Raw genomic sequence first — 12,278 nt, 5'->3', positions numbered from 1 at the left:
CACAAGCGTCGACCCTAGTGCACAGATGATTACCTGCCTTGGCCCAGCTTGTCGGTCATGAACTGCGCCGAAATCGTCACGCATCTCCCGGCCTTTCCACGCATCAAAAGCGCCGCCAGTGGCGAAAATCCACTGACGGCGCTTTCCTGAAAACGGACCGGAGTATCGGAATGTCATATCGGTGTCAGATCATCACCTCTCAGGCCATCACCGCGCTGACGTAGGAGAAGATGGCGGATGCGAGAGTGATCGCGACGAACACGATGAACGTCCACGAGGCCCAGCCGGAGTAGGTACCCTTCACGCTGCGGTTGGCCCGGCGGTACTCCGCGAGTCCCTTGCCATACCTCGCAAACACGATGATCAGGCCGATCAAACCGATCGCGATGGTGGCCCACATGAATGCCGTGCTCCCGGCCTCGCCGAAGTAATGCGCGATACCCGTGTCCAGTCCGACGAGGACCGCGTTGTTGAATACATGGAGCGCGATCGCCCATATCAGCGAGTACTCCATCGCGATGAAGCCGAGCACCAAGCCCATGACGAATGCGTAGGTGTTCTGCACGAGATCCTGATGGAACAGGGCGAATACCAGTGCGGAGGTGACGATCGCAAAGTTCCTGCCCAGCGGTTTCAGCTCCTTCATCAGCACACCGCGAAACAGCACCTCCTCGTAGATCGGTCCGATCAGACCGGCGTACAGCCACATGCTCACGGTGACGGACGCCTCACTGATGCCCTCAAGCGCCGGCGAGACGAGATCGACGCCAACCTGGCTCAGTCCCCAGGTGATGGCCATCTGCACTCCCTGCACGCCGAACACAAGGGCCAAGAATACGAGGGCCCACCTCGGGGTCATGCGCGCGCCGCCGTATTGACTGACGTGTCCCAACTGGTTCGGTTCGCCGTAGGTGTCGGTGTGCACGCCTCCCAGCCAGAACTCGCGTGTGAGGATGTCGCGCCTGCGCACGATCGTCAGGAATCCGATGGCGACGAGCACCACGGCGAGGCTTGCCACACCTTGCCCCCGGAAATACTCGTCACGACTGGAGGACGTGAACGCGAGGAAGGCGACAGCGGCATTACCGAGGATGATCAGGATCATCTGGTAAATGAGCGTCACCCCCATCGCGCGGGTGACGACGCGGCGTCGCCATCCGCGCCACCACTGGCGCTGTTCGGGAGATTCGGGGGATTCGGAAGCGGAAACGGAAACGGAAACGGAAACAGGCTGCTGCGGTTGCAGCGGCTGAGCGGTGAGTACCGACTGGGACTGAAGCGGCTCAAGTGCCGGCCGCTGCGGCTCATTGGTGATAGTGCTCATGATTCCAAGGTATCCGTTGGAAACAGGGCGATTCCGGCGGTGTACACACCCGTCCACCCTTGTACACACACGTCTACAGACGGTTATCGAAAACACTCATCGCACCCGAAAACCCACCTTTGGGCTCCCCTTGTCGGGGGAGCTGGCCCGCGAAGCGGGACTGAGGGGTAGTCAGAGGACCAGAATCCCCCTAACTGCACAGACCGACCACTAGAATGGCGCGTATGAGTGCTGAGAGGGGACAGTCCGCACAACCCGTGCCGACGCTGGTGGCCGTGGTCGACAACGACCGCATGGCGCTGCTCGCGTTGAAGGGGATCCTGCCGCAGCTGCTGCCGTCGACCCGCTGGGCCTGGGAGGCCCAGTCCGCCGACGAGGCCGTACGCAAGGCGTTGGACCCCGAAACCCGCCCGAAACTGTTGCTGGTGGACATGTCGCTGGGCGACGCGACCGGTGTGAGCGTGTGCCGCAAGATCCGCATGCGCACCGATCGCGTGGCGCTGCTCGGCATCACCGCGTTCTCGGTGTCCGACTATGCGTCGCGCGTCGCGGAGGCGGGTGCGCAGGGCATCGTCTCGAAGGCCGACATGCCGCAACTGGCGCAGGCGTTGCGCGCGGTGGCTTCGGGCGGCGTCTATGTGCCGCCGGCGATGCGGTCGATGGTCACGTTCCGCACCGCGTCCGAGGCGCACCGGCTGCTCGCCAATGACGCCGCCGGCCGCACCGGAGACGCCGCGGATGCCGATGATCGTCCGAAACTGGGCACCAAGGAGGCCGAGACGTTGCATCTGCTCTCACGCGGCCTCACCTACGACCAGATCGCCGCGCAATGGGGCGTCGCGGCCTCCACGGTCCGCACGCACGCCCATCGCGCGGTCGACAAGCTCGGCGCCAACTCGCTCGCGCACGCGATCGCGATCTGGCTGAGTCAGTGAGTTCCGAGTGGGATGTCGGCGCTGATCATCCAGGTGTCGTCGAGATCGCTGGTGGTGAGGGTGCCGCCGACCGATTCGACCGCCGCGCGATGCAACGCCAGCCCGCTGCCGTGGCGTCGCCCGTGCACCAGGGTCTTCGATTCGTCGGCGATCGCGTTGACCTCGCTGATGCGGATATGCTCCGCGGTGATCTCCACGAACAGGCTGTACGCGGGTTCGTCGCCTCGCCGCGCGCCGTTGGTGTTCGCGTCCGTCTCGTCCATCGCGCAATGCCGCACGATGTTCGCGTAGATCTCCTCGGTCAATCCCATGACCACGCGCCGCACGGGTTTCGGCACGGCGACGTCCGGCGCGCTGTTGAACCTTGTGACGCCGACGAGTCCCAGCATCGCCATCGTCCGACCCTGATCCTCGATGAATTTCTCGAGTTGCGTGTCGAAGGCGGCATCGTTGCCGATCGGCGGCGCCGCAGGCCCTCCGGCGCCCCCGGCACCGTCAGCCCCCTCCACCAGATCGGCGAGCTCGCGTTTGCCGTTGAGCACGTCGATGACCTCGTGCACGCGGTCGAGCGCGTGATGTGAACGGGCGTAGATCGCGTCGAGCACTTCCCCGTCGTCGTCCATCGCCTTCGCGCGCCACGCGAGCATCGCGATGGTGGACATGTCGTTGGCCACTGAATCGTGGATCATATGGGCGAGCTCCTGCTCGCGCGTGACCCGGTCGAGCAGGCGTTCGACGCGGGCCGCGCGCTCCCCCGCCGCGGACGCGCGACGGAACGCGGCGCCGAACACGACGAGGAACCCGAGGACCATCAGATCGAGCACGAACGCACCGACGAACACGATGATCCTGTACTGCGGCGGGATGGTCTGCGACATGGCGGAAACCGTGCCGTCCGCTCCGATCCTGGCGAACTCCCGGACCATGCCGTCGATCACACCGCCACCGATCGACGCGGTGTCGAACAATACGAAAAAGGCGGCGTCCGCCAGCGAATAGGCGATCAGCAACCCCAGCATCGCACGGTTGGACAGTGCGTATCCGATCGTCAGGAAGATGGTGATGATGGCGGTCCCGCCGCTCGTCCACCACGAGTCGTCCGGCAGGAACGGCACGGCCAGCAGCAGCACCGGGGCGATCAGGCACACCAGCCGGGTCTGGAACGGCACCACGGCGACGACGACGAGCCATCCCAACGCCCACAGCATGTCCGGTGGGCTGGCAGGGGGGATCAGGATCATCTCGATCACCAGCAGGACCGCGCCGACGATCGCGTTCTTCTCCAGGAAATGCGGCGCGCGCAGCCATGCAAGGACGCGTCGCGCCATATCGCGCAGTTCGCTCACCGCCATCGCGGGGCCTCGCTTCCGCTCGCGGCCGGCACGACGCCGACCCTCGAGGACGGCTTGTCGAACCGCGCTCCCTTGGGGTTGCTGGGCAGGATCATCATCACGATGGAGATGAGCTCCGACAGCACGTACGCGCCGATGACCAGCATCAGGGCTATGACCAGCACCGGCACGTTGAGGGCGTCGCCGTCCGATGCGGCGCCGATGACGAGGCCGACTCCGCCGATTATGCCGGCGAGTATCACCCCCAGAGGCGCCAGGAACCACCATCCACGCAGATTCTCATCATGCAACCGCCGGATGGACAGCGACAGGCCAGGCAGGAAGAGCACCAGCTGGGCGACGGCCATGGCGGACGTCACGATGTCCGTCAATGGCGTGCCCGCGGACTCCTTGCCGGCCACGCCGTCCGCGAAACCCTCGGAGAAGGAGCCGACAGGACCGGCGGGGTCGCTCACGCCGAACGCCGACGCCACGACGTTCGCCACGAGTCCCACCGCCACCAAGGCGATCAGCATGAACAGCTGGCTCCACCAGTATTCGCCGCGGGATGCGCGGCCGCTGTAGATGAACGTCTTGCGGAACAGCCGCACGATCGCGTTGCCGAAGCCGATGCCGTACCACGGCGCGTCGAGCGGCGGCTTGGCGTTCGGCGCATTCGGCGCGAGCGGGGCGTACGGGAGGTTCGGCACCGGGGTGTGGGGGTTCGGGGTGAACGGCCCGTCCCCGGCGAATCGGTTGCTGCCATCGTCCATCGGCTTGTTGCCATCGTCCATCGGCGTTCCTTTCCTCGCGATGTCTTCCACTCAACCGCATCCGACGCCGCGCGTCCAGTCGGTCGGCGCCGGGTCGACATCTGTGTACATGTATCGTGGTCATTCCGCGATTCTCGGATACAGTGGGCCGTATGAACGAACTTGGGGAAGGCTCCGACGGCTGCGACGACAACTGGCGTGCGCTGCCCGAACGCGCGCGGACGGCATGGCTGGTGAACGAGACGATCAGCTTCGTGATCGCGATCGCGGTATGCGGCGTGGTGGCCGCGGTCTGCATCGCGAACGGCTGGTGGGGATTCTGGCAACGGCTCATCGTCGGCCTGTTCGCCGCGTACGCCGTGCTGGATCTGCTGACGCAGCCGTTGCAGACGAAATACGCGTACACGTTCTACCGCTTCCGCATCGGCGGGCGCGACCTGCGCACGCGCAGGGGATGGTTGCTGCGCAAGTCGACCGCCGTGCCGTACAACCGGGTGCAGCATGTGGACACGAAGCAGAACCCGGTGCTGCGTCATTTCCATCTGACCACGGTGGTCGTGCATACGGCCTCCGACGAGGTGGAGATCGAGGCGTTGGACACGGACGAGGCCGAGCGTGTGGTGGCGCTGATCACCGACCGCGTGGCGAGCGCGAAGGACGACCTGTGATGGAGACGATGGGCGCACGTTCCGGCGATTCCTCCGGCGATTCCTCCGGCGATTCCTCCGGCGCACACGCCGACGGCTGGCGGATGCTGCACCCGCTGGGGTTGCTCGTCGCCCTGATCCAGTCGATCCGCGGGATCATCAGCACGGTCGTCTCGCTGCTGGTGGTGTTCCGGCTGCTCATGCAGGGGCGATCCATGTCATGGGGCACGTGGGCGCTGATCGTGGCGGCCGTGGCGTTGACGCTCGCACAGCCGGTCATCCGATGGGCGTCGACGCGCTATCGGCTGGGGACGGATTCGCTGCAGTTCCGCTCGGGGCTGTTCTTCCGCAAGCACCGGACGATCGGATACGGCAGCATCCACGCGATCAGCAGCTCGTCGCCGGTGTACATGCAACCGTTCGGCATCGTGCAGCTGACCGTGTCGGCCGCGGGCGCGGGCGACACCGACATCACGCTCGACGCGGTCCCCACGGCGTTGCAGCTGGAATTGGAACGGCTGCGCGCACGGGCGTGCACGGGCGCCGCGACCAACGTCGCGACCACAGCGACTGCACCGGCCACATCAACCGCAGCCACACCGGATTCACCGTTGACTGCGGCGGCCGCCCCATCTACTTCGTCAGTCCCTCCGTCATCCCTCTCCCCATCATCCGACGCGCGCCCGAAAAGCGACGCCCCCGTCTTCCGCGCGTCGGTGCGCGACATCATGCTGTTCGCGATCACCGATCTGGGATTCATCGCGGCCGCGTTCGTCGTGTTCGGGTTCGTGCAGAATCTGCAGGATATGCTGCCGCGCGACTGGGTGCGCACCGCCGAACGGTCGGTCGGCGACTACGCGGCGCGGGGCGTGACCGCGATCATCATGCTGGTGCTGGCCTGCATGATCGTGCTGATGACCGTCAGCGTCGTCACGTCGCTGCTGCGGTTCTATGGGTTCGAGGTGTGGCGTCGCGGCGACGATCTGGTCGTCGTGCGCGGCCTGTTCACGCGCAGCACGACGACGATCCCGGTCTCCCGCATCCAGTCGATCGTCGTCCGTCAGTCGCTGCTGCGTCGCCCGTTCCGCCTGTGTTCGGTGGGATTGGGGCTTTCCTCATCACCGAGCAGCGACGGCGAGGCAAGCGGCATCTCCGCGGCCCGCATCCTGCCGGTGATCGGCACCTCACGCGTGTACGGCGTCCTCACCGCGATGCTCCCCGAGTGGGCCCCGCGCGAGCCTGGCGACGCCGCGGAGCCCATCCATCACACCGGCCGCGATCTGCTGCGCTACTACGTGACGACGCCGATCGCCGTCGCCCTCGTCGCGGCCGTGGCGGTGGGCACCGGCGTGATGGTGACGGTAAGCGGAGCACCGTCCCGATGGCTGTTCATCGTGCCGCTGGCGATCGGCGCGTACTGGACGGCCTGCCGCGCGCTGAAGTCGCGCACCGAGGGGTACGCGATCCTGTCCGATCGGTCCGACTCGTCCGATTCATCCGATTCCCGATCCGAGGCGACCGAAACGACCACCGGCGTCTCAGGTCCTTCGGCCAGATCTGATTCCGCCGCCTCCGACCCCGCCGCCGCGACGCCATCCCCGTTGCCCCATCGCATCCTCGTGACGGGAGCCAAGGGACTGACCACGTTCGCGATGACGACCCGTCGATCGCGCGTCCAGTCGATCACCCGGTCGACGACGCCGTGGCGCGAGCCGCACGGCATCGAAAAGGCGGAGATGCCGCTGTTCGTGATGAACGGCATCTCCGCCCTACGGTTCACATTCCTTCACCGAAGTGACGCCGAAACCCTCGACGCCTGGCTCACCCGGCCCGTCGGCGCAACAATCTCGCGAAATCACCCCTGATCTCCCGAATTTGTTGCGCTGACTCCAAGTGAGCGCAACAATCTCGGGAGATATGGGCTGACTTCCAGAATTTGTTGCGCTGAGCCGTTATCAGCGCAACTTTTTCGGGAGATCAAGGGTGATTTCGAGAAATTGTTGCGCCGAAATGCCGGAACGACAGAGAGCACGGTTCGACGCGGGTCCTGCCGGGAGCCCACTGGGCCCCCGACCGCCTGATCGCAACTAGATGATGCCGCGATCGGCCAACGGGCCGGCCCAATTGTCCTCCTTGGGCTCGCGGGCGGAGGCGATGGGCTGCTCGGGCAGGTGCTTGGCGGGGATCGTCTTGGGCTTGAACGGGAACCTCTCTGCGCGCATCTTCTCGTAGGCGGCGATGTCGTCCTCGTGCTGGAGCGTCAGGTCGATGTCGTCGTAGCCGTTCATCAGACGCCAGCGCGTGTAGTCGTTCACCTCGAACGGCAGGGTCACGTCGCCGCAGGTCACGGTGCGATCCTCGAGCGAGACGGTCATCTCGCGTCCGGGCTCCTCGTCGAGGAGCTTCCACAGCAGTTCGACGCTCTCCTGCGGCATGATCGCGGCGAGCACGCCGTTCTTGGCGGTGTTGCCGTAGAAGATGTCGGCGAAGCTCGGGGCGATGACCACACGGAAACCGTAGTCGTGCAGCGCCCACACCGCGTGCTCGCGGGAGGAGCCGATGCCGAACTCGGGGCCGGCGACGAGGATCTGGCCCTTGCCCGCGTATTCGGGTTTGTTGAGCACGAACTCGGGGTCACGGCGCCACGCGTAGAACAGCGCGTCGTCGAAACCGGTCTTGGTGACGCGCTTCAGGAACACGGCCGGGATGATCTGGTCGGTGTCGACGTTGGAGCGGCGAAGCGGCACGCCCACGCCGGTCAGAGTGGTGAGTTTTTCCATGATTGTCCTTTCGGGGTCTCCCCCACCCGGCCTTGCCGGGAGCCCTCTCCTCGGAATGACCGAGGAGGGGCCGATGCGAAGTTTGCGAAGCCGAAGTCGGCCGAAATCGACCGAAATCGACCGAAATCGATGATTGTCGGGGTTCACAGGTCGGCCGGCGACGAGATCGTGCCGCGGATGGCGGTCGCGGCGGCGACGGCCGGCGACGCCAGATGCGTGCGCGAGCCCTTGCCCTGACGTCCCTCGAAGTTGCGGTTCGACGTGGAGATCGATCGCTCGCCCGGCACCAGCTTGTCCGGGTTCATGCCGAGGCACATCGAGCAGCCGGCGTTGCGCCATTCGGCGCCGAAGTCCTCGAACACCTTGTCGAGCCCCTCACGTTCGGCCTCGAGGCGCACACGCGACGAGGCGGGCACGACGAGCACGCGATGGATGTTCTTCGCCTTGTGATGACCCTTCATGATCGCGGCGGCCTGACGCAGGTCGTCGATGCGGCCGTTGGTGCACGATCCGATGAACACGGTGTCCACGGCGATGTCCTTGATCGGCATGCCGGGCTTCAGACCCATGTAGTTGATCGCGCGTTCGGCGGCGGCGCGCTTGGTGGCGTCGGCGATCTTGTCCGGTTCCGGCACGTTCGCGGTGATCGGCAGGCCCTGACCGGGGTTGGTGCCCCACGTCACGTACGGCCCGAGCTTGGTCGCGTCGATGTCCACGACCTTGTCGAACACGGCGTCGTCGTCGGTCCTGAGCGTCTTCCAGTACGCGACCGCCTTGTCCCACATCTCACCTTCCGGCGCGTGCGGACGGCCCTTCAGGTACTCGAACGTGGTCTCGTCCGGGGCGATCATGCCCGCGCGGGCGCCGGCCTCGATGGACATGTTGCACACGGTCATGCGCTCGTCCATCGTCAGGTCGCGGATCGCCTCGCCGCGGTATTCGATGACGTAGCCCTGGCCGCCGCCGGTGCCGATCTTCGCGATGATCGCGAGGATGATGTCCTTGGCGGTGGCGTCGGACGGCAGCTTGCCGTTGACGTTGATCGCCATCGTCTTGAACGGCTTCAAAGACAGGGTCTGCGTGGCCATCACATGCTCGACCTCGGAGGTGCCGATGCCGAACGCGAGCGCGCCGAACGCGCCGTGCGTGGAGGTGTGCGAGTCGCCGCACACGATGGTCATGCCCGGCTGGGTGAGGCCCAGGATCGGGGCGAACGCGTGGACGATGCCCTGATCGGCGTCGCCCAGCGGGTGCAGTCGCACACCGAACTCCTTGCAGTTCTTCTCGAGCGTCGACAGCTGCAGGGCGCTCGTCTTGTCCGGGTTCGGACGGTCGATGTCGACCGTCGGGGTGTTGTGGTCCTCGGTCGCGATGAGCTGATCGACGTGGCGCGGCTTGCGTCCCGCCAGTCGAAGTCCCTCGAACGCCTGCGGGCTGGTGACCTCGTGCATGAGCATCAGGTCGATGTACAGCAGGTCGGGCGCTCCATCGCTGCCCTTGCGTACCAGATGATCGGCCCAGACCTTCTCGGCCAGTGTCGTTCCCATGGGGATTCCTCCTAATTTTCTTGGCGCCAGGTATTGCTTTTGCGCCTTGTTCGTGGTATTAGCCTATGCGGCGTAGCCGGGGGCGATCACATCCCGGCCGGATTATGAGATACACACGGATGTACTCACATTTTCCGTGTGCGTTTTCCTTGATTCACCGCGATTACCGCCCCCCGTCTTCCCCCACATCGTCGGGTTCACCTCGTGAGACACCTCTTCGATTTGGCATTTCACTATGTGAGATGGTATAAACGGCAATTATGACTTCAACAAGCGCAGACCCCACTGTGGCCGAAACGCCGCTCGCGGAACAGATCCCCGCCGAAGACCAGACCTCGGAGACCGCCGAGCAGAACGACGGCGAGGTGCATTCCGGCGTCGGCGTACTTGACAAAACCGTAAAGATTCTCGACGCCCTCGAGACCGGCCCCTCCACGCTCGGCCAGCTCGTCGCCGCCACCGGGCTCGCCCGCCCGACCGCCCACCGCCTCGCGATCGCGCTGGAGCGCCATCGCTTCGTGCTGCGCGACCAGCACGGCCGTTTCGTGCTCGGCTCCCGCTTCGCCGAGCTGGCCGCCGCCGCCGGCGAGGACCGCCTCCTCACCGCGGCCGGCCCGATCCTGCAGACCCTGCTCGACCGCACCGGCGAGTCCGCGCAGATCTACCGCCGTCAGGGCGATCAGCGTGTCTGCATCGCCGCCGTGGAGCGCGCCTCCGGCCTGCGCGATTCGATCCCGGTCGGCGCGATGCTCTCGATGGAGGCCGGATCGGCCGCCCAGATCCTGCTCGCCTGGGAGGATTCCGAGCGCATGCACCAAGGGCTGCGCCACGCCAAGTTCAACGCGACCAAGCTCGCCGCCGTGCGCAAGCGCGGCTGGTCCGAGTCGGTCAACGAGCGCGAGGAGGGCGTGTGCTCGATCTCCGCGCCGATCCGCAACGCCTCCGGCCAGGTGATCGCCGCGATCTCCATCTCCGGCCCGTCCGGCCGTATGGGCAACGCGCCCGGCCGCCGCTACGCGCCGCTGGTCATGGCCGCCGGCAAGTACCTCACCGAGGCCCTGATCAAGGCCTCCACCGGCCGCTGAGCCGATTCCTTGCTCTCGGCCCCCTCTGTCAGGACGTTGCCGTGAAGCAAACAGCAGAGCTGTTTGTAGGCAACGTGCGAGCCGACAGGCGAGCCAGTAGAACGCGCGCGCAGCGCGTCCTTAATTGCGGGTCGGCTGTCAGCGAAGCTGACTGGGGGAGAGAAAGTCCGGGACAAGACCAGAGAAGGCCTAGCTAAACAGCCCCTTGATCTGCGACCACAGCGACGGCTTGCGCAGCAGATCATCACCCTCCCCCTCCTGCGGCGGCTTGGCGTTGAGCGCATACGTGTACGCCTTCTTGGAGCTCGGCTTGCCGACGAGCTCGCCGAACTCCAGCAGCTGCGTGCGCGGCTCGTACGGGTGGCGGATGTCGAATTCGATGAGACGCGTCGCCCGCTTGGCCGGCGCGGGGCCGTAAGTGTCGAATCCGCAGGTCGGCGTCGCGGTCATCAGCACGCCGTCCAGTTCGCCGACGAACCCGTTGCGGTGGTCATGACCGGTCGCCACTCCTATATACATAGGCGTAGTCGTCAAAGGCGCATGCGCGGCATCACCCGCCTCGCGATCACCCGCATCCTGATCAGCGGCATCGCGCCCGGACAGGATCGCGAATTCGTCCGACTCGTCCGGACAGCTGATACCCTCACCTAGATACCCGCCGGGACGCACCTTCTCCTCGTCCAGCACGTAGTACCGCGAAGCGTGATCACGGTATCCCTGCATCGCGTACGCCGTGGTCGACGAGACCGGCTTGAGCAAGTCGTAGTACTCGGGCAACGGCAGATGCTGGAAGACGCCCGATTTCGCCCCGATCAGGCGCGGGACATCACGCAGGAAACCGAGCGTGTCCGCGGACGGGCCGGAGAACCCGCCGCCGTGCACGTAATCGCCCGAATCGAGAATGACCAGTCCCAGCACCGTGCGCTTGTTGTCCGGGTCCGCGACCGGCAGCGCGAACGTGCCCACCGCATGCGGATACACCACCTGATCGTGCAGCAGACTGTCCACGGGCAACACGTCGGCCTCGACTCCGGGAGTCGGGTTCACGCAGCCGGGGAACCCGCGGTAGATCGCGTCGAGTTCCGCGTTGTCGAGCCCGCACTGGAAGTCATGATTGCCGTACGTGACGGCGAACGGCACCTTGCGGTCGATCAGCGGCTGCAGGAACTGCCCGATCGCACCTCGCACGAGATCGCGTGTATGAGCCTTCGCCTCGGCCTCGGCGTCGGCGTCGTCGAACTCGTTTGCGGGGCTCCAGCGGCGCTTGCGGAACGTCGGCGCGAACGCCGGGTCGTATCCGGCGATCTGATTGCCGGTGAAGACGACGAGGTCCGGTCGCACCGCATCGAGACTCGCCCCTATCAGGCGGATGGTGTCCTTCGCGACCTTCGCGCCGGCCTGGATATCCGCGACCTGCAGGACGCGGAACTTGCCGGAGGTATGGAACTGCAAGCGCCCAAGACGCGCCGATATTGACAGGGGACGGGTCTCCCCCGCCTCGGCCGGCCTGATCCTCGGCTTTGAAGACATCCCTTCGGACGCGCGCTGTGTTTCCGTCATATCCCCCACTGTAGCGATGATTTGGCTAACCGCATATTTCCAACGACGCATTTCACATCGCACCGTAACTACGAATCACGATGCATTCCCATCGCGAGCTCGCGCGGCGCGCGCCACGCACGCACACCGCGCACTCACACCGTGCACGTCGCACCACGCACGCCGCACACTCACACCGAAAACAAAAACCCTCGCTATTCGCGAGGGTCATTGGCTGGGATGCCTGGACTCGAACCAAGAATGGCTGAACCAGAATCAGCTGTGTTGCCAATTACACCACATCCCAATTTGGCAGG

At 65.5% G+C, this 12,278-nt stretch carries 10 protein-coding genes and 1 tRNA gene; 4 read left to right on the top strand and 7 right to left on the bottom strand.

Going from position 1 to position 12,278, the window contains the following annotated elements:
- Positions 1-199: 199 nt before the first annotated feature.
- Positions 200-1,324 (bottom strand): CPBP family intramembrane glutamic endopeptidase, encoded by a 1,125-nt coding sequence (locus tag CSQ85_RS06260; RefSeq protein WP_150383341.1) that lies wholly within the window; start codon positions 1,322-1,324, stop codon positions 200-202.
- A gap of 224 nt (positions 1,325-1,548) precedes the next feature.
- Here CSQ85_RS06260 and CSQ85_RS06255 point away from each other — a divergent pair, with 224 nt between their 5' ends.
- On the top strand, positions 1,549-2,259 hold the full coding sequence (locus CSQ85_RS06255; RefSeq protein ID WP_190972922.1) for a response regulator transcription factor: 711 nt from the start codon (positions 1,549-1,551) through the stop codon (positions 2,257-2,259).
- Here the strand turns inward: CSQ85_RS06255 and CSQ85_RS06250 are convergent.
- Together CSQ85_RS06250 and CSQ85_RS06245 are read right to left on the bottom strand one after the other, a co-directional pair.
- The gene (locus tag CSQ85_RS06250; RefSeq protein WP_150383339.1) at positions 2,253-3,611 is read right to left on the bottom strand and encodes a sensor histidine kinase; all 1,359 of its coding nucleotides are present in this window, start codon (positions 3,609-3,611) and stop codon (positions 2,253-2,255) included. The genes CSQ85_RS06255 and CSQ85_RS06250 overlap by 7 nt on opposite strands.
- The gene (locus CSQ85_RS06245) at positions 3,602-4,384 is read right to left on the bottom strand and encodes a DUF805 domain-containing protein (protein WP_150383338.1); all 783 of its coding nucleotides are present in this window, start codon (positions 4,382-4,384) and stop codon (positions 3,602-3,604) included. The genes CSQ85_RS06250 and CSQ85_RS06245 overlap by 10 nt, the downstream gene beginning before the upstream one ends.
- Positions 4,385-4,515: 131 nt before the next feature.
- Between CSQ85_RS06245 and CSQ85_RS06240 the strand changes: the two genes are divergently transcribed.
- The gene (locus CSQ85_RS06240; protein ID WP_150383337.1) at positions 4,516-5,031 is read left to right on the top strand and encodes a PH domain-containing protein; all 516 of its coding nucleotides are present in this window, start codon (positions 4,516-4,518) and stop codon (positions 5,029-5,031) included.
- Entirely contained in the window at positions 5,031-6,875 is a 1,845-nt protein-coding gene (locus CSQ85_RS06235; RefSeq protein WP_223846880.1) for a PH domain-containing protein, read from the top strand. Before CSQ85_RS06240 ends, CSQ85_RS06235 begins: the two co-directional genes overlap by 1 nt.
- A 222-nt stretch (positions 6,876-7,097) precedes the next feature.
- Here CSQ85_RS06235 and leuD read toward each other — a convergent pair whose 3' ends face one another.
- Both leuD and leuC read right to left on the bottom strand, forming a co-directional pair.
- On the bottom strand, positions 7,098-7,790 hold the full coding sequence (leuD, locus tag CSQ85_RS06230) for a 3-isopropylmalate dehydratase small subunit (protein WP_150383335.1): 693 nt from the start codon (positions 7,788-7,790) through the stop codon (positions 7,098-7,100).
- 143 nt (positions 7,791-7,933) lie between these two features.
- Positions 7,934-9,337 (bottom strand): 3-isopropylmalate dehydratase large subunit, encoded by a 1,404-nt coding sequence (gene leuC / locus CSQ85_RS06225; protein ID WP_150383334.1) that lies wholly within the window; start codon positions 9,335-9,337, stop codon positions 7,934-7,936.
- A 260-nt stretch (positions 9,338-9,597) separates the two neighbouring features.
- Between leuC and CSQ85_RS06220 the strand changes: the two genes are divergently transcribed.
- The gene (locus CSQ85_RS06220; RefSeq protein ID WP_223846875.1) at positions 9,598-10,422 is read left to right on the top strand and encodes an IclR family transcriptional regulator; all 825 of its coding nucleotides are present in this window, start codon (positions 9,598-9,600) and stop codon (positions 10,420-10,422) included.
- 189 nt (positions 10,423-10,611) lie between these two features.
- Here the strand turns inward: CSQ85_RS06220 and CSQ85_RS06215 are convergent, their stop codons facing one another.
- Together CSQ85_RS06215 and CSQ85_RS06210 are read right to left on the bottom strand one after the other, a co-directional pair.
- A complete protein-coding gene (locus CSQ85_RS06215) occupies positions 10,612-11,982 on the bottom strand; it encodes a metallophosphoesterase family protein (RefSeq protein ID WP_150383333.1) in 1,371 nt (456 codons plus the stop codon).
- 211 nt (positions 11,983-12,193) lie between these two features.
- A tRNA-Gln gene (locus CSQ85_RS06210) sits at positions 12,194-12,268 on the bottom strand.
- Positions 12,269-12,278: the final 10 nt, after the last annotated feature.

It is taken from the genome of Bifidobacterium rousetti (assembly GCF_008698235.1).
Taxonomy (GTDB): Bacteria; Actinomycetota; Actinomycetes; order Actinomycetales; family Bifidobacteriaceae; genus Bifidobacterium; species Bifidobacterium rousetti.
Note: the sequence above shows the minus strand (reverse complement) of the source record. Positions and strands in the feature narration are given on the sequence as shown.